Raw genomic sequence first — 16,267 nt, forward strand, 5'->3', positions numbered from 1 at the left:
GTATCTGTTTGTGTATTCATTAATGCACACTCACCGGAGGAGCGCAATTGCCCAAGACGTTCGAGATCGCCGTTTTCAACGGTGACGGCATCGGCCCCGAAATCATGGCCCCTACCCTGACGCTCCTGTCGGGTCTGTCCAGCGACTACGACTTTGTATGGCACGACTGCCCCGCCGGTGCGGCCAGCTATCTGGACTGCGGCAGCGACCTGCCTGAGGCGTCGCTGGACACGGCGCGGCGGGCGGATGCCATCCTGCTGTCCGCCTTGGGTGACCCGGCGGTGCGATTTCCCGATGGGACCGAGATGACGCCCCAGATCGACATTCGGATCGCGCTGGACCTCTATGCCGGGGTGCGCCCCGTCCGCGTGGTGCCGGGCATGCGGACGCCGCTCGCCCTGCCGGAGGGACGCACGATTGATTTTGTCCTGATCCGCGAATCGACCGAGGGGCTGTTTCACACCCAGGGCAAAGGCACCGTCACCGACGATATGGCCGAAGAAACCCTGCGCATCACCCGTGCCACCACGGAAAAGGTCTGCCGCTTCACCTTCGATTTGGCCGAGGCCCGTCGCGCGGGGGGCCACCCGGGCCGCGTCACCAGCGTCGACAAGGCCAATGTCTTCCGCGCCTTTGCGTTCTGGCGCGAGATCTTTGATGGGATCGCCAAGGATCACCCAGAGCTGACTGCGGACCATGCCTATGTGGATGCCATGGCGCTCTACATGGTGCAGAAGCCTTGGGACTGGGACGTCATGGTCACCGAAAACATGTTCGGGGACATCCTGTCGGACCTGGGCGCCGGTTTGATGGGCGGTCTTGGCATGGCGCCCTCCGCCGACATCGGGGACGACCATGCGCTGTTCCAGCCTTGCCACGGCAGCGCGCCTGACATCGCCGGTCAGGGCATCGCGAACCCTTTCGCCATGATCCTGTCAGCGGGCATGATGCTGGACTGGCTGGGCCGCCGACAAGGGATTCCGGCAATGGTGGCCGATGCGGCACGGGTTCAAGCCGCCGTCGATGCGTGCCTCGCGGCGGGCGAAACGACGGGTGACCTGGGCGGCACGCTCGACACCCAAGGGGCAGCCCATGCCGTGATAGCCCGCCTATGACGTTGCGCGTGGGCCTGCTGGGGCTGGGATACTTCGCACAGTTCCACCGCGAAGCCTGGGGCCGGATCGATGGCGCAACATTGGCGGCGACAGCGGACGCGAACCCCGAAACGGGGGCTACATATGCGTCTCTCGAGGCCCTGCTCGGTCATGGGATCGACCTTTTGGACATCGCCACACCCCCTCCGACCCATGCAGCCGCTATCCGCGCGGCCCTCCCACATGGGCTACGCGCGATCATCTGCCAAAAACCTTTCTGCACCTCCATGGAGGAGGCCCAGGCCGTCACCGCCGAGGCCGAGGCCGCGGCGGTCCCGCTGATCGTGCACGAAAATTTCCGGTTTCAGCCCTGGTTCCGCAGCATGAAACAGGCGCTGGATGCGGGTCAGATCGGCACACCACTCAACCTGACCTTCCGCCTTCGGACGGGGGATGGTCAGGGGCCGGAGGCGTACCTCGCGCGACAGCCGTACTTCCAGACAATGCCACGCCTGTTGATCCATGAAACGGGCGTCCATTACGTCGATGTTTTTCGCTACCTTCTGGGGCGTCCCCAGGGTGTCTATGCGGATCTGCGGCGTCTGAACCCGGCCATTCGCGGCGAAGATGCAGGCCATGTTTTGTTTGACTATGCCAACGGCGCGCGCGCGCTGTTCGATGGCAATCGGCTGCTGGACTTTGACACCGACACGCCCCGCCGCACTTTCGGCGAATCGCTGCTGGAGGGGACGGAGGGGACCCTTTCTCTGGTCGGAACCGGCCAGGTCACCTTGCGTCGCAAAGGTGACGCCGGTGGTGACGTCATCCTTGAGGGCCGGGACTGGCCCGGCTTTGCCGGAGACTGCGTCCATGGGTTTCAGTCCCATGTGGTCCAGGCCGTGCAAGGGGAAGTCGCGGCCGAAACCTCTGCCCGCAGCTATCTCGACGTCCTGAGCCTCGTGGAAACCGTCTACGCCGCCAGCGCCGCCGGCACGCGCCTGCCGGTTTTGCCGTGAATTAGCGTCAAAACGGCAGCGCATCCCGCAGGCTGTTAATGCCTTGTTTGCAAATCACGTTCATACCGATCACGCCACCATAGGTTGTAGGGGCGCAGGAAGGGGCAAGATCTGGCACAGGCCATGTTCCCCCCCTGTTCCGTTGGGCTGGCCGACATGTGAAACATGAGGAACGTGAGGGATCGGATGAAAGACGATATAAGGGATCAGCGCGCGCTAGGACGTCCCTGGGGTGCGAGCGTAACGCTTCTCACCCTTTTGATGGCTTTGCTTGGGATTGGCCTGCTTCCAGTACAGTCTGAGGCCAATGTGGAAAGAGACGGCTGCAAGGTGTTGCCATCTGCCGTGACGGACTGTGACACCATGCGCTTCTGATCCAATCTCGCCGAAGATCTCTGTCGTCGCGACGTGTTCCTCCCCAGCTACCACACAAGCGGTCTGATCCTGGCAAGGATCTGAGACCTGGATGATCCCGTATTTGGTTTAGGCATCATCCCGGTGTGTGCGCACCGCCCTCCACATGGATCGGGCACGGTGGATCACCTCTCCGAGGATAGAGATTGGGCGCGACTGGCGCGTGTTGCTCGTCAATTCCGCGTTGTCCGAGTGGCGGTCGAGGACTGTTGGACATCGCGGGGTGCAGGCTTGCCGCACCACAAGCTTTCCAAGTGCGATGCGTCGCATGATGGACGGTAGACCAAGCGCTCCGGCCTCCAATGAATTGAGGGGGCCGGGGCGCAAACCCCTTTGGACAACGGCGCCCTTTGCACCACCGTGCGGCCGTTGCCCTCGCTGAAAGACTGCTCTCGCCGAGTGGAACGCGACTGGTGCCGATCATTCCTGGCTGTGACGCGATCCAGTGCGATGGATCATGTGGTGCGCTCGCGAGTTCAACAAACAGCGAAGGACTTTCAGCCGCGCAAAAGGGCCGCATACCGCTGCCCCTCCACACATCTAGGCTGTGGTTTATCCCCCAGGTGGACGGGCGGTTAACGTCCGTTGAAACGGGACGGCCCGGCGTCGCACACAGGCAAGAGCCCTTGGTTCACCTGGCGCTTGCAATGAGCCATCCCCGGTTGAACACGACACGTTAACGGTCACCTGAGGACTGTTTTAGAAGCCCGCCCGAAGACCTGCCCGACTGTCAGATCGCAGCCTCTGCGACCGTACGGATCCTGCGGATGTTCTCTCCATACACCTCGGGCGCCGCCGCAGTTCCCCCGCGAAACACCGCTGAGCCTGCCACGAGCACATCCGCCCCAGCCGCCGCAACGAGGGGCGCGGTTCGGGCATCGACACCACCGTCCACTTCAATATGCACGGGCCGGTCCCCGATCATTTCTCGCAACTGCTGGATCTTGGTGACTTGGCTTTCGATGAAGGCCTGCCCGCCGAACCCAGGGTTTACGGTCATGACACACACCAGGTCGATCTCATCCAACAAACCGCGGACAGCCTCGGCAGGGGTACCGGGGTTGAGCGCAACCCCCGCCCGGACACCTCCCGCACGGATCGCTTGAACCGTCCGGTGGATATGCGGCCCGGCCTCGACATGGGCTGTGATCACATCCGCCCCCGCCGCGATGAAGCCGTCCAGGAACGGATCCACAGGCGAGATCATCAGGTGCACATCCATAACCCCCTTTATGTGGGGTCGGATGGCAGCGCAGGTGGCAGCGCCGAAGCTGATGTTGGGGACGAAATGTCCGTCCATCACATCCACATGAATCCAATCTGCGCCCTGCCCTTCGACGGCGGCACATTCCGCGCCAAAGTTGGCGAAGTCCGCCGCAAGGATGGACGGGGCAATCTTGATCGAGCGGTCGAACGCGGTCATGGCACACCTCTGGGGATCGTTCGGGATAGGCTTTGGCGCGAGCCTTACCCTTTGGTGGCGGCGCCGAAAACCCCGCGCTCCGTCACGATCCAGGGCAAGACGATGTCCGTTGGCTCCCGTGGGATGCGCGGCAGGCGCTGCGCCTCGACGGCGAGGCCAACGATCAGCACATCGCCCAACCCAGCCAAGGTTCGGTCATAGAACCCGCCTCCGTAGCCCAGGCGCCCGCCGTCGCCGTCAAAGCCCACAAGCGGCACGATCAGCACATCCGGGACGCGCCAGCCACCCTCCACCGGGACAGGCACGCGAAAGGGCCCCTCCTCAAGGGCACACCCGGGGGTCCATTGCCGGAACCGCAGGGGCGCGCCTTTGGCCGTCACGACCGGCACACAAATCTCATTGTCACGGGACAGCGTACGCATGGTCGCCCGAGGGTCCGCCTCGGAGCCGATGGGCAGATAGCCCGCAATCGTCTTCCCCCTAAGTCCCATGAGCCGCGCATAGAGCCGTGCCCCCGCCGCAGCCCGCGCCACATCAGACGCCCCGTCCCGCGCGGCAAGGCATCGCTTGCGCAGTTGCGCCTTTTCTTCGGCAAGCCTAGCGTCCGGTGCCATGGAAACCTTCGATCATCTCGTCATCTCCGCCGACACGCTGGCCGAGGGCTGCGCCCATGTCGAGGCGCAGACGGGGCATACCATGGGGCCTGGGGGCACACACGCGCGAATGTCGACGCACAATCGTTTGTCTGGGCTGGGACCGGCCGAGTACATGGAGGTCATCGCAATCGATCCTGACGCCCCAGCCCCGGACTGCACACGCTGGTACGATCTGGATGCCCGCCAAGGACAACCGCGTCTCAGCAACTGGGTTTTGCGGACGACCGATCTGGATGGATTGGTCCGCAGGTTTCCGGGCGCGGGCCATATCCTTTCCTTCGCGCGTGGCGCGTATCGGTGGCGGATGGCCGTCCCCGAGGACGGGAATCTGCCCTTCGATGGGATTTTTCCTGCGTTTATTCAGTGGGATGTGGGGCCGCCGGATTTTGAGGACGCCGGTCTTCGCCTGACGAAGCTGACCCTTTGCCATCCCGAAGCGGATCACCTTGCCAGCACCTTGGCGGAACTGACGTCGGACGCGCGGATTGAGATCCTGCCGGGGAAGAGGTCCATCACAGCGCAACTGGAGACGCCACACGGGATTCGCAGCCTCCGATGATGGCGGATGGCATAGCACCGACCGAAAGCGTTTTGTTGGCATGGGCCGAGGAAACACGGTCCCACTTTCCTGAACCTTTTCAGAGCCTTGCCGCAGAAGTTCTTCTGTCAGTCACGGATTGGCCAGACGATGAAATGCTGGACGACATGGAGATCGAGAACGCCTACGATCTGACCGGCGTTTACGAGGGCGTGGCCTTGACGGAGCGCTCCGTCGACCAGCCGGAGTCTCCCTCGCGGATCACCCTATTCAGACGACCGATCCTAGACGAGTGGGCGGCGCGCGGTGACGTGGCGTTGCGAGATCTGGTGGCCCATGTGACGGTGCATGAATTCGCCCATCACTTTGGGTGGTCCGATGCGGACATCGCCCGCATCGACCGATGGTGGGAATAGCCTGACTCAGGCGGCGCGCGACATCAGGATTTCATCAACGGCCTTCAGCGCGCCATCCTCGTCCATGTCATTCACGGCCGCCAGTTCACGGGTCAGCCGGTCGAGCGCGGCTTCGTAGAGTTGACGCTCGGAATAGCTCTGCTCGCGCTGCTCATCGTTGCGGTGCAGGTCGCGGACCACTTCGGCGATGGCGATCAAATCGCCGGAGTTGATCTTGGCCTCATACTCCTGCGCTCGACGGGACCACATGGCGCGCTTCACACGGGCCTTGCCCTTAAGCGTTGCCATGGCCTTGGTCACTACGTCCGGGGACGACAAGGACCGCATGCCAACATCGGTCGCCTTGTGGGTCGGGACGCGCAACGTCATCTTATCCTTGACGAAATTGATGACGAATAGCTCTAGCTCCAGCCCGGCAACCTCTTGCTTTTCAATCGATACGATCTGGCCCACGCCATGGGCCGGGTAGACGACGAAATCGTTGGGGCTAAATTCAGGCTTCTTCGACATGGACTTCCTCTCGGTGACGCAGGCTACCTGACATGAGGCGGCAAAAACCCCGACCCCAAGTCACCCCGGGGCCCGAGCAGCTACGCTAGATTGATCGGCCTGTCCAAAACGCGGACAGCCCTCAGTGGCAGAACATGCCCCGCATTTCTGTGAGGCTTCGTAACAATAGCATAAAAACCGCCGTTATGAAAGCGTCACGGTCGTTGACCCATCACGGAGGTTTCGGTCTGGTCGCTGTGTCAGCCGCCTTCGCCCGCCGTCTCGGAGAACAGCTCCATCTTATCGGGCTTGCCGTCCATCTCCTCCGCCTCGGGAAGCGGATCTTTCTTGGTGATGATGACCGGCCAGCTTTCGGAGTATTTCCGGTTGAATTCCACCCACTTATCCATGTCCGGCTCCGTATCCGGGCGGATGGCGTCGGCGGGGCACTCGGGTTCACACACGCCGCAGTCGATGCATTCATCCGGGTGGATCACGAGCATGTTCTCCCCCTCGTAAAAGCAATCAACGGGGCAGACCTCGACGCAGTCGGTGTATTTGCAAGCGATGCAATTGTCGGTGACGACATAGGTCATGGGTCAGTCCTCAGTGCGATTCTGCAGGGTCAGTAGCCGCCTGGTCCCACAGGTTCAAGACGCGACCAAAGAACCGGGGTGTGCTCGAGTGTGGGGCATAACGCCCCGTCACACCCTGTACAGACAGGTGTACGCCCCCCGGAGGGATCACAAGGCCCATGCGGCGTCGTGTTCACATGTCCGAGAGGTCGCGGTCGGCATCCAACCGGCGGCGGTCCCGTCCGGTCGGACGCGGCCCGACGCGGGGCACGGGCTTTGGGCTTTCGTCGATATAGGCCGCCTGGGCCTCGGGCGCGGGGCCGCGACGATCCAGCAGGCCCACAACCTCAATCACGCGGATTCGGCTGCCGGTGGGGAAGGTCAGGCGGTCCCCTGCGCAGATGGTCTGCGCGGGCTTTGTCACGCGCGCGCCGTTCACGCGCACCTGCCCGTCGGCGATCACCCGGGCGGCCAGGCTGCGCGTTTTGAAAAACCGCGCATGCCACAGCCATTTGTCCAGCCGCCCACGGGCGACAGGCTCCGTCACTGGTTCTTGAGCGCGGCCAGCGCGGCGAAGGGGTTGTCCGGGTCGATGGGCTTGTCGCGCTTGGGCTTCGCTTCGTAGGTCTTTGGCCCACGGTCGCCGCCCTTGCCGCCGCCGCGCTTGCCCTGGGGGCCGCCCTGTTTGCCCTGGCCGCCTTGCTTACCGCCGCCCTTGCGCTTGCCACGGTCGCCCTGACCGTCGCGGCGGGGTCCACGGTTGTTTTGTCGACGGGGGGCCCAGGTGAAGGTGTAGAAGACCTCGACCTCGGGGGCCTCTTCGGTGGCGGGCGCGTCCTCGGCGACGGGGATCTCCGCTGAGACTGGCGCCTCTGGGACAAGTGTCTCATCGGCCTTCGCGGCCTCTTCGACGGGGGGCGTCGCGGCGGCCTCATCGGTCGTATCTGCGGGCGCGTCGGAGGCCTCGGGCGCTTTGGCCTCCACCTCTTTCGCCTCGGGCTTGGCCTTGGCGCGCTCCCCCTTTTCAGCCTTATAGCCCAGCCCGCCCATCAGATCGGCGAATTGCTCCAAGGTCATGCCAGTGATCGAGAGCATATCGGGCGTTGCCTCGAACCCACCGCGACTGTCAGCGCCCCGGATTAGGTCGGCGAGCCGTTCCAGCATATCGATGCGGATCGCGCGGGCGCCGGACAGGCGATAGCCCGCCATGGTGTAGTAGCCCTGGGGCGCTCCTTCGACGGCGGGCACGGTCACCAAACCGGGCGGTGGGCTTTCGGGGAACTCGGCCAGATCCCGCCAGAGCGACCACAGAACCAGGCGCAGACGTGTCGGCGCGGGCTTGAGCAGCAACTGCTGGAACACCGTGAACTGACCAAATCGCACGCCGTGCTTGCGCAACTGGCCCCGCGCCTCTTGGTCCAGCTCTTTCACCTCGGTTGCCACCTCGGAGCGGGGCAGAACCCCGACGGCCTCCAGCAGGCGGAAGGCGAAGCCACGGGCCAATCCTGTGACCGCCTCGTCGCGGGACATGGCGAGCAGCGGCTCAAACCCGGCGGCGACCTTACGGTCGATGAAGTGTTGCAGGCGGCGGGTGACTTTCTGCATCACCTCCGGTCCGGCCTCATCGTCGACAAAGGCCTCGACGGCGGGCTTCAGGATCTCGGGGCCCTTCACCAGCTTGCCGACGGCCTGGTCGCCCCACATGAGGCCCCCCTGCTCGGTGAAATCCATCTCGGTGTCGGGGGCGTTGTAAAAGCGGTCGGCGCGCAGATGAAATTCAGGACGCAGCGCCTGGGTGGCGGCCTGACGCACTGTCTTGGCCTCGTCCGGCGTCGTAGTGCCCGTCTGGTGGAAGCGGAAGCCTTCGAGACGGCCCAGCGTCTCGCCCTCGACGATCACCTCGCCCTTGTCGTTGATGTCGGCCAACAGGCCCTCCTTCATCTTCAGCCGCCGCAGCAGCACGCTTGTCCGCCTGTCGACGAACCGGTTTGTCAGCGCCTGGTGGAGCGCATCCGACAGGCGGTCTTCTACCGCCCGCGTGGCCTCGCGCCAATGGTCTTCGTTATCCACCCAGCCCTTGCGTTGCGCGACATAGGTCCAGGTGCGGATATACGCCAGACGTTTCGAGATTGTGTCGATATCCCCTTGGGTCTTGTCGATCCGTTTGATCTGCCGGGCGAACCAATCGTGATCGACCCGACCGCGATCGTGGAGGAAGTCAAAGATCCGCGCGAGCATCGTGGTATGTTCGCCGTGGCTGATGCCTTGAAAATCGGGGATGCGACAGACGTCCCACAGCAGACGCACGTCGCGGGCGTCTTTCAGCCGAGAGGCAACGCTTTCCAGCTGATTGAGGGTCTTGAGCGATTGCACGTCGTCCGCCTCTCGCCCCCGGGTCAGGATCATCTCGGGCGCCGGGGCCTCCAACGACGCGATGAGCGCTTCGGCACTGCCGAACTCCAACCGGTCATTCCGCCACATCAGGCGGTCGATGGGCTTGAAGCGGTGCTCCTGGATCGCCTCAACCAGACCATCGTCCAAGGGCGATGCTTCGCCTGTGACGCCGAAGGTGCCGGGCTGGGTGTGGCGACCAGCACGGCCCGCGATCTGGGCCAACTCATGGGGCATCAGCGGGCGCATCCGCCGCCCGTCGAACTTGGAGGTGGCCGAAAACGCCACGTGGCGGATATCGAGGTTCAGGCCCATCCCGATGGCATCGGTGGCCACCAGGTAATCCACATCGCCGTTTTGGTACATGGCGACCTGGGCGTTGCGCGTGCGGGGGCTGAGCGCGCCCATCACGACGGCGGCGCCGCCCTTTTGGCGGCGCAGCAACTCCGCGATGGCATAGACGTTATCGACCGAAAACCCGACGATGGCCGTCCGCCCGGGCATTCTGCTGATCTTTTTTGAGCCTGTGTAGGTAAGCTCGCTGAATCGCTCTCGCCGGGCAAAATGGGCCTCTGGCACAAGCTGGGCGATGGCGGGGCGCATGGTGTCGGCGCCCATGAACAGCGTCTCTTGCAAGCCGCGCATATTGAGCAGGCGGTCGGTGAAGACATGGCCCCGCTCGGGGTCAGCGCAAAGCTGCACCTCGTCGATGGCCACGAAATCGGCGCCCATCCCTTGGGGCATCGCCTCAACAGTGCAGACCCAATAGGCGGCGCGCGGCGGCACGATCCGTTCTTCGCCGGTGACCAAAGCCACGACCGAGGGGCCGCGCGCGGCGACCAGCTTATCATAGACTTCCCGCGCCAGCAGACGCAGCGGTAGGCCGATCACACCCGTCCGATGGGCCAGCATCCGTTCCAACGCGTAATGGGTCTTGCCGGTGTTCGTCGGCCCAAGGACCGCCGTCACCCTGCCCTTGGGCCTGTCCATCGGGGTCCTTTCAGAGCGTGCGTTCGCCCGTCTCACGCTCCAACCGCTCGATGGCGGCGTTCACGTTCTCTTCGGCGGGAAACACCTGTTGGGCGCGGCGAAAGGCCATGAGCGCGCCCTCTGATTCGCCCAATTGCTCGAGGATGATGCCCAGGCCCGCGAGCGCCCCGAAATGCCGTGGCTCCAGGATCAGCACCTGCTCGATATCCGAAATCGCGGGGCCATACCGGTCGGCCATGAAAAACGCCGTGGCGCGCAGGTTCCAGCCTTCGGCGAAGTCCGGCGCATGGTCGGTCAACGCCGTCAGATGGGCAATGGCACGGGGCCAATCCTCGTCGTCCATGGCGTCTCGGCCCCGGCGCAGCAACAGGTCCATGGCCGCACTGCCCGAATGGGTCCAACGTTCCTGAATTTCGGCGGCCAGACGCTGGGCCTCGCCCGCGTCCTCTTCGGCGGTCAGGGTTCCAAGGCGATTGAGCAGGGTCTCGGCATCGCGGGCGATCTCCTGCGCGGGCAAAGACGTCGCGTAAGAAAGGGCAATGCCCGCCACGAGACAGTTGAAGGCTGCGCGCAGGTCAATCATCTTAGTGCCATCCCTTCCTGCCGCCTGGGCGGCCAATGTCCCGAGGACCCTATGAGCGACATCATCTCCGAAGCCGTCACACAGCTTAGCGCAAAGATTGGCAGCTTCGATAGCAGCGTCAAGTTCGTGATCGAGGACGAAGGCGCGATCATGATCGACAGCGACGGCGTCCGGGCGGCCGATGAAGAGGCCGAGTGCACCATGACCGCCGATGCAGAGACCTTCAAAGGGATCCTGGACGGGGACGTGAACCCGACCGGTGCGTTCATGTCGGGCAAGCTGACGGTGGACGGCGATATGGGCGTCGCCATGAAGCTTGGCGGGGCCCTGTCCTGAACGCCTTGGCTGAACTGCGGGCCGACACCGCGCCCTATTACGAAGACGTCGCTTGCGGGCCCGCGGGCGGCCATGCCGTGTGGCTGTCCGCACCCGACGGAATCCGTATCCGCGTCGGCGTGTGGCCCGAGGGCAGCCGGGGGACGGTGTTTCTGTTTCCAGGGCGGACCGAATACGTTGAGAAGTACTCCGATGCGGCGCAGCATCTGGCTGACGCGGGCTATGCCGCGCTGGCCATTGACTGGCGGGGTCAGGGCCTGACCGAACGCCCGGCCCATGACCGCAAAATCGGCCACGTGAAGGATTTCCGCGACTTTCAGCGCGATGTGGATGCCATGTTGGCCCATGCCCGCAGCCTGGGTCTGCCTCGACCTTGGCACCTGTTGGCGCACTCCATGGGCGGCCTGATCGGCTTGCGGAGCTTGATGGAGCGCCAAGTCTTTGCGCGTGCCGCGTTCTCCGCACCCATGTGGGGGCTGCCGCTGCCACCGCATTTGCGCGCGGTGGCCTGGACGGTGTCATCGCTGGGGTCGGCTATTGGCCTCGGGGAACGGGACACGCCGCGGTCTGGCAAGGTGGCGGACCCCGCAGCGGCGCCGTTTGACGGGAACCTGTTGACCACGGATCCGGATATGTTCGCCTGGATGCAGCGGCAAGTGGTGCGGCACCCCGATTTGGCCCTGGGGGGCCCGTCGCTCGGGTGGCTCTGGGCAGCCCTGCGAGAGATGCACGGCTTGGCCCGACAAGCGGCCCCTGACACGCCGTGCCTGACCCTGCTTGGCAGCGACGAAGGCATCGTTGACCCCGACGCGATCCAAGTGCGTCTAGCGTCTTGGCCGGGCGCGCGGTTGCGGATGGTCGAAGGCGCCCGGCACGAAGCGCTGATGGAGGGCACCGACCTGCGCGGCGCGCTTTACCGGGACATCATCGCGCATTTTGAGGGGTAGGAGCCGACCGTCCTGCCCATCGCCCGCCCGTGGGGCCAGTCAGGGCGCGCGTCAGACCAGGCGCCCCGCCTCCAGGCGAACCGTGCGATCCATGCGCGCCGCCAGGTCCAGGTTATGGGTCGCGATCAGCGCGCCCATCCCCGTCTCCCGCACCAATCCCATAAGCGCGTCAAAAACCGTATCAGAGGTGCCCGGGTCGAGGTTCCCCGTCGGCTCATCGGCCAGCAACAGCGCCGGGCCATTGGCCAAGGCCCGGCAAAAGGCGACGCGCTGTTGTTCGCCGCCCGACATCTCAGCGGGGCGATGGGTTAGGCGATGGGACAGGCCCACGCGATTGAGCAGGTCTTCGGCCCGTTGGCGCGCGGCCTCCGGGCTTTCGCCATTCGCCAGTTGAGGCAGCACGATGTTCTCGGTCGCGGTGAACTCGGGCAACAGATGGTGGAACTGATAGACGAAGCCGATGCGCTGACGCCGGGCGCGGGTTCGGGCCCGGTCCCCCTGCCCCGTCAGATCGTCCCCAGCAACGGTCACGCGGCCCGCATCCGGCGTATCCAACAGCCCGGCGATATGGAGCAGAGTGGATTTACCGGCCCCCGAGGGCGCGACCAAGGCACAGACCTCGCCAGGTGCTACGTGCAGGTCGACACCGGTCAAGACACGAATCTCATTGGGCTTCCCAAGGTGATACCCTTTTTGGATCCCGTCTAAGCGCAGGGCGTCATTCATAGCGCAGCGCCTCCACCGGGTTCATGCGCGCCGCACGGCGTGCCGGGAAGATCGTCACCACGAAGGACAGGCTGAGCGACAGGGCCACCGCCGAGATGACGTCGGAAAGTTCCAACCGCGCGGGCAGCGCACTGATGTAGCGGATCGACGGGTCCCAGACACCGCCGCCCGCAAGCGCGTTCACCGCGTTGAAGATCGGGTCGATATAGATGGCGAACAGGCAGCCCAGGATCACTCCGATCCCGGTACCTACGACCCCGATGGAGGCCCCGCACAGGAAGAAGACCCGCAAGATCGTGCCCTCGGACAGCCCCATGGTGCGTAGGATCCCGATGTCGCGGCCCTTATTTTTGACCAGCATGACAAGGCCCGAGGTGATATTGAGCGTCGCGATCAGCACCAGGATCGAGAGGATGACGAACATGATGTTGTCCTCCATCTGCAAGGCCCGCAGGAAGGCACCCGACGCGTCCTGCCAGGTCCAGAGGTAGGTATCCTCGCCAGCGGCCAGCGTGATGCCGGGCGCGTAGCGAGAAATGGCCTCGGGGTCATCCACGGCGACGTGGACCGCATCGGCCACGCCCGTGCGGTTGAAATAGGTCTGCGCCTCGGCAAACGGCATATAGACGCGCGTTGAATCAATGTCATAGCGGCCCACCTGGAACACGAAGACCACCGGGTAGGCCTTGATCCGTGGGCTTGTTCCGAAGGCCGTCTTGACCCCATCGGGTGAGATCAGGCGAACGCGATCCCCCACGTCCACGCCCAAACTGCGCGCCACGCCGGAGCCGATGGCGATCCCTTCGGCGTAGTCATCCAGGCTGCCCCGCGCCTCTTCGGGCTGGGCGATGCGCGGGATGGCGGCCACATCGGCTTGCCGCATCCCGATGACCTGAACGCCCGCGTTTCGGCCCTGGGCCGTGGCCATGACCTGGCCCGTCACCACGGGTACGGCGCTTTCGACGCCCTCGGCCTGGGCCACGGCGGCGGCCACGGCATCGTACTCGGCCAGGGTGCGGGTCAGACCGCCATTGGGCAGAACCTCGCCATAGCTGAGCACGGTGATATGGGGGTTGGCGCCGACAATGGTGTCCACGAACTCGTAGCGAAATCCGGACCGCACAGCGAGCGTTGCGATCAACGCAAAGACCGCCAGCGCGATCCCCACGAGGCTGATCCACGTCATAACGCTGATCCCGCCCTCGGACCGGCGCGCCCGCAGATAGCGCCAGGCGATCATCATCTCGTAGCGTTTGAACATGGGCGGCTCCATTTTTCGCCGAAAAATGGACCTTCGGCGGGCCTTAGGTGCGGACTATTGGCAGGAGGGTCAAGTCGCGTCCCGTTGACGCGGGAAAAGCTTGCCGGATGCCGTCCGTCCCGTCAGGAAAGCAAGAAGATCTTCGCCGCCGCCCTTGCCCTTTGCCCCCGGACCGCCAATGCCCCTCCCCTCTCCAGTGCACTGTCTGCTTTGTCTGTGCGTTCTCGCGGTCGCCGCCTGCGGCCCAAGGGTCCGCGTGACGACCACAAGCGCGACCGCGCCCCTGTCTGCTCCGGGCTGCGACATTCAGACCGCCGATCTGATCGCAACAGGCGGTGTCCCGGCGGGCCTAACGTTCGATTATACGCAGCCCTCCGGCCAAGACGCCCTTTCGCCGACGGAGCGGCGGTTGCTCGAGCTGATCTCCGCCCATCGTGCCGGTCTGGGCCTGCCGGACATTCCGGTGTCGCGCGCCTTGACCGCTGTCGCGGGACGCCATGCGGGCGACCAGATTTTCAATCTGTTTCCCAAGGGCTTGGCGCCAGGGACGAACCTGCATTCCTGGTCGGATGTCGACTACTTCGGCGATCATCGCAACGCGCGGCTGATGTGGCAGACGCCTGCGAGGCTGGGCACCGGGTACTGTTGGTCCGGGTTCGAGATTTCGGGCGCGGGCTACCGCACGCCGGAGGAAGCGCTGGCCGGTTGGCTGTCGTCACCGGGGCACCGTGCAGTGATCGAGAACACAGGCATTTGGTCGAAGTCCACCTGGCGCGCCATTGGCATCGGATATGTCGGCGGCGGGAGCGTCCGGAGTCCCTACGATCACGCGTGGCACGTCTGGTTCGGCAAGGTGCCAGACCCGACAGGGCGCCCGCCGGAGACCGGCGCGCCGTGATCTAAGCCGCGCCTGCGCCCGCCTGATCGGAGCGAGCGCGTGGGGTAGGCCAAACGGCCTGCTCAGCGATGGGCGGCATAGACCTCCGACAGACGGGCCACGGCCTCCTCGGGGGCAAGCTCCTCGCTTTCGCCCGTGCGGCGGGAGGTCAGTTCGATCTTGCCAGCGGCCAGGCCACGCGGGCCAACGGTGATGCGCCACGGCAGGCCGATCAGATCCATAGTGGCGAACTTCGCGCCCGCCCGGTCTTTGGTGTCATCGTAGAGGACGGTCAAACCAGCGGCCTCCAACGCCTGATAGATCCCGTCACAGGCCGCGTCGGTGGCCCCATCGCCCTGCTTGAGGTTGACCAGCCCCACATGGAACGGCGTCACGCCCTCGGGCCAGATGATGCCCTTGTCGTCGTGGTTCGCCTCGATAATCGCGCTAAGCAGGCGGCTGACCCCGATCCCGTGGGAGCCCATGTGGAGCGGTACAGGCTTGCCGTCGGGGCCCTGGACCGTGGCGCCCATGGCGTCGGAATACTTGGTCCCGAAGTAGAAAATCTGCCCCACTTCAATGCCCCGTGCGGTGCGGCGACGCGCCTCGGGGATCGCGTTGAACAGGGCTTCGTCGTGGGTCTCATCGGTGCGCGCGTACCGGGAGGTGAATTCCTCCATCACACCCGCGCATTGGGCCACATCGTCGTAATCGATATCCCGGTCGCCAAAGGTCAGGTCGGTGACTTCGCTGTCGTAGAAGACCTCCGACTCGCCCGTTTCGGCCAGCACCAGGAATTCATGGGTGTCGTCCCCGCCGATGGGGCCTGAATCGGCGCGCATGGGGATCGCTTGCAGGCCCATCCGCTCATAGGTGCGCAGGTAGCTGACCAGGTGGCGGTTGTAGGCGTGCAAGGCGTCTTCGCGCGTGAGGTCGAAGTTATAGCCGTCCTTCATGAGGAACTCCCGGCCCCGCATGACACCGAACCGCGGGCGCATCTCGTCCCGGAACTTCCACTGGATATGGTAAAGCGTCAGCGGCAGGTCTTTGTAGGAGGCCACGTTGGATCGGACGATATCGGTGATCATCTCTTCGTTGGTAGGACCATAGAGCATATCCCGGTCCTGCCGGTCGCGGATGCGCAGCATCTCGGGGCCATAGGCATCGTAGCGGCCCGATTCCTTCCACAGATCGGCAGGCTGGAGGGTTGGCATCAGCATGGGGATATGGCCCGCGCGCTGCTGCTCCTCATGGACGATCTGTTCGATGCGGCGCAGGACACGGTGGCCGAGCGGTAGCCAAGAGTAGATCCCGGCGCTGGATTGTTTGATCATCCCCGCCCGCAACATCAGCCGATGACTGGCGATCTGCGCCTCGGCGGGCGTTTCCTTGAGAACGGGCAGGAAGTAGCGGCTGAGGCGCATGGGTCAGGCTCCGACGGGTGTCTTTGCACCGCGCTACCAACGCGGGCGCGTCGCGGCAAGCCAGGAGCGGCGATCACGGGTTCGTGAGCAAAGTGATCCGAACCGATCCCT

General features: G+C 64.5%; 17 protein-coding genes. 7 read left to right on the plus strand and 10 right to left on the minus strand.

What is annotated here, in order from left to right:
- The first annotated feature begins 47 nt into the window (after positions 1–47).
- Entirely contained in the window at positions 48–1,115 is a 1,068-nt protein-coding gene (locus K5R33_RS00645) for an isocitrate/isopropylmalate dehydrogenase family protein (RefSeq protein ID WP_220747042.1), read from the plus strand.
- Positions 1,112–2,110 (plus strand): Gfo/Idh/MocA family protein, encoded by a 999-nt coding sequence (locus tag K5R33_RS00650; RefSeq protein WP_220747043.1) that lies wholly within the window; start codon positions 1,112–1,114, stop codon positions 2,108–2,110. The genes K5R33_RS00645 and K5R33_RS00650 overlap by 4 nt, the downstream gene beginning before the upstream one ends.
- A gap of 1,144 nt (positions 2,111–3,254) precedes the next feature.
- Here the strand turns inward: K5R33_RS00650 and rpe are convergent.
- Together rpe and K5R33_RS00660 are read right to left on the minus strand one after the other, a co-directional pair.
- A complete protein-coding gene (gene rpe / locus K5R33_RS00655; RefSeq protein ID WP_220747044.1) occupies positions 3,255–3,947 on the minus strand; it encodes a ribulose-phosphate 3-epimerase in 693 nt (230 codons plus the stop codon).
- Positions 3,948–3,991: 44 nt separating this feature from the next.
- Positions 3,992–4,561, minus strand: a complete 570-nt coding sequence (locus K5R33_RS00660) for a 5-formyltetrahydrofolate cyclo-ligase (protein ID WP_220747045.1) — start codon at positions 4,559–4,561, stop codon at positions 3,992–3,994.
- Here K5R33_RS00660 and K5R33_RS00665 point away from each other — a divergent pair.
- Together K5R33_RS00665 and K5R33_RS00670 are read left to right on the plus strand one after the other, a co-directional pair.
- Positions 4,560–5,162 (plus strand): VOC family protein, encoded by a 603-nt coding sequence (locus K5R33_RS00665; RefSeq protein ID WP_220747046.1) that lies wholly within the window; start codon positions 4,560–4,562, stop codon positions 5,160–5,162. The genes K5R33_RS00660 and K5R33_RS00665 overlap by 2 nt on opposite strands.
- Complete coding sequence (locus tag K5R33_RS00670) at positions 5,162–5,557, plus strand: metallopeptidase family protein (RefSeq protein WP_220747047.1); 396 nt, start codon at positions 5,162–5,164, stop codon at positions 5,555–5,557. Before K5R33_RS00665 ends, K5R33_RS00670 begins: the two co-directional genes overlap by 1 nt.
- Before the next feature lie 6 nt (positions 5,558–5,563).
- Here K5R33_RS00670 and K5R33_RS00675 read toward each other — a convergent pair whose 3' ends face one another.
- From K5R33_RS00675 to K5R33_RS00695, 5 genes are all read right to left on the minus strand, one after another.
- Entirely contained in the window at positions 5,564–6,067 is a 504-nt protein-coding gene (locus K5R33_RS00675; protein ID WP_220747048.1) for a CarD family transcriptional regulator, read from the minus strand.
- 239 nt (positions 6,068–6,306) lie between these two features.
- On the minus strand, positions 6,307–6,642 hold the full coding sequence (gene fdxA, locus K5R33_RS00680) for a ferredoxin FdxA (protein WP_220747049.1): 336 nt from the start codon (positions 6,640–6,642) through the stop codon (positions 6,307–6,309).
- A 172-nt stretch (positions 6,643–6,814) separates the two neighbouring features.
- Positions 6,815–7,168 (minus strand): RNA-binding S4 domain-containing protein, encoded by a 354-nt coding sequence (locus K5R33_RS00685; protein WP_220747050.1) that lies wholly within the window; start codon positions 7,166–7,168, stop codon positions 6,815–6,817.
- Positions 7,165–10,002 carry a helicase-related protein gene (locus K5R33_RS00690; protein WP_220747051.1) on the minus strand — a complete coding sequence of 946 codons (2,838 nt, stop codon included), beginning with the start codon at positions 10,000–10,002 and terminating at the stop codon, positions 7,165–7,167. Before K5R33_RS00690 ends, K5R33_RS00685 begins: the two co-directional genes overlap by 4 nt.
- Before the next feature lie 10 nt (positions 10,003–10,012).
- A complete protein-coding gene (locus K5R33_RS00695) occupies positions 10,013–10,585 on the minus strand; it encodes a tetratricopeptide repeat protein (protein ID WP_255576107.1) in 573 nt (190 codons plus the stop codon).
- Positions 10,586–10,636: 51 nt separating this feature from the next.
- Here K5R33_RS00695 and K5R33_RS00700 point away from each other — a divergent pair, with 51 nt between their 5' ends.
- Both K5R33_RS00700 and K5R33_RS00705 read left to right on the plus strand, forming a co-directional pair.
- Positions 10,637–10,921 (plus strand): SCP2 sterol-binding domain-containing protein, encoded by a 285-nt coding sequence (locus tag K5R33_RS00700; RefSeq protein WP_220747052.1) that lies wholly within the window; start codon positions 10,637–10,639, stop codon positions 10,919–10,921.
- Between the two features lie 5 nt (positions 10,922–10,926).
- Entirely contained in the window at positions 10,927–11,868 is a 942-nt protein-coding gene (locus K5R33_RS00705; RefSeq protein WP_308442976.1) for an alpha/beta fold hydrolase, read from the plus strand.
- 51 nt (positions 11,869–11,919) lie between these two features.
- On the opposite strand, the gene K5R33_RS00710 is transcribed toward K5R33_RS00705, so the two are convergent.
- Together K5R33_RS00710 and K5R33_RS00715 are read right to left on the minus strand one after the other, a co-directional pair.
- The gene (locus K5R33_RS00710; protein WP_220747053.1) at positions 11,920–12,594 is read right to left on the minus strand and encodes an ABC transporter ATP-binding protein; all 675 of its coding nucleotides are present in this window, start codon (positions 12,592–12,594) and stop codon (positions 11,920–11,922) included.
- On the minus strand, positions 12,587–13,855 hold the full coding sequence (locus tag K5R33_RS00715) for a lipoprotein-releasing ABC transporter permease subunit (protein ID WP_373314117.1): 1,269 nt from the start codon (positions 13,853–13,855) through the stop codon (positions 12,587–12,589). The genes K5R33_RS00710 and K5R33_RS00715 overlap by 8 nt, the downstream gene beginning before the upstream one ends.
- Before the next feature lie 256 nt (positions 13,856–14,111).
- Here K5R33_RS00715 and K5R33_RS00720 point away from each other — a divergent pair, with 256 nt between their 5' ends.
- Positions 14,112–14,753: a CAP domain-containing protein gene (locus K5R33_RS00720; RefSeq protein ID WP_220747055.1), complete on the plus strand. Its 642-nt coding sequence runs from the start codon at positions 14,112–14,114 to the stop codon at positions 14,751–14,753.
- A 62-nt stretch (positions 14,754–14,815) separates the two neighbouring features.
- On the opposite strand, the gene proS is transcribed toward K5R33_RS00720, so the two are convergent.
- A complete protein-coding gene (gene proS, locus K5R33_RS00725; RefSeq protein WP_220747056.1) occupies positions 14,816–16,156 on the minus strand; it encodes a proline--tRNA ligase in 1,341 nt (446 codons plus the stop codon).
- Positions 16,157–16,267: the final 111 nt, after the last annotated feature.

Source organism: Jannaschia pagri, from assembly GCF_019655435.1.
Taxonomy (GTDB): domain Bacteria; phylum Pseudomonadota; class Alphaproteobacteria; order Rhodobacterales; family Rhodobacteraceae; genus Jannaschia; species Jannaschia pagri.

Bases quoted from the DNA above. Each gene is read 5' to 3' on its own strand.
- K5R33_RS00670 (WP_220747047.1), top strand. From the start codon at position 5,162: ATGGCGGATGGCATAGCACCGACCGAAAGCGTTTTGTTGGCATGGGCC.
- K5R33_RS00675 (WP_220747048.1), bottom strand. From the start codon at position 6,067: ATGTCGAAGAAGCCTGAATTTAGCCCCAACGATTTCGTCGTCTACCCG.
- K5R33_RS00665 (WP_220747046.1), top strand. From the start codon at position 4,560: ATGGAAACCTTCGATCATCTCGTCATCTCCGCCGACACGCTGGCCGAG.
- proS (WP_220747056.1), bottom strand. From the start codon at position 16,156: ATGCGCCTCAGCCGCTACTTCCTGCCCGTTCTCAAGGAAACGCCCGCC.
- K5R33_RS00710 (WP_220747053.1), bottom strand. From the start codon at position 12,594: ATGAATGACGCCCTGCGCTTAGACGGGATCCAAAAAGGGTATCACCTT.
- fdxA (WP_220747049.1), bottom strand. From the start codon at position 6,642: ATGACCTATGTCGTCACCGACAATTGCATCGCTTGCAAATACACCGAC.
- K5R33_RS00700 (WP_220747052.1), top strand. From the start codon at position 10,637: ATGAGCGACATCATCTCCGAAGCCGTCACACAGCTTAGCGCAAAGATT.
- K5R33_RS00695 (WP_255576107.1), bottom strand. From the start codon at position 10,585: ATGATTGACCTGCGCGCAGCCTTCAACTGTCTCGTGGCGGGCATTGCC.
- K5R33_RS00715 (WP_373314117.1), bottom strand. From the start codon at position 13,855: ATGTTCAAACGCTACGAGATGATGATCGCCTGGCGCTATCTGCGGGCG.
- K5R33_RS00650 (WP_220747043.1), top strand. From the start codon at position 1,112: ATGACGTTGCGCGTGGGCCTGCTGGGGCTGGGATACTTCGCACAGTTC.
- rpe (WP_220747044.1), bottom strand. From the start codon at position 3,947: ATGACCGCGTTCGACCGCTCGATCAAGATTGCCCCGTCCATCCTTGCG.
- K5R33_RS00690 (WP_220747051.1), bottom strand. From the start codon at position 10,002: ATGGACAGGCCCAAGGGCAGGGTGACGGCGGTCCTTGGGCCGACGAAC.
- K5R33_RS00660 (WP_220747045.1), bottom strand. From the start codon at position 4,561: ATGGCACCGGACGCTAGGCTTGCCGAAGAAAAGGCGCAACTGCGCAAG.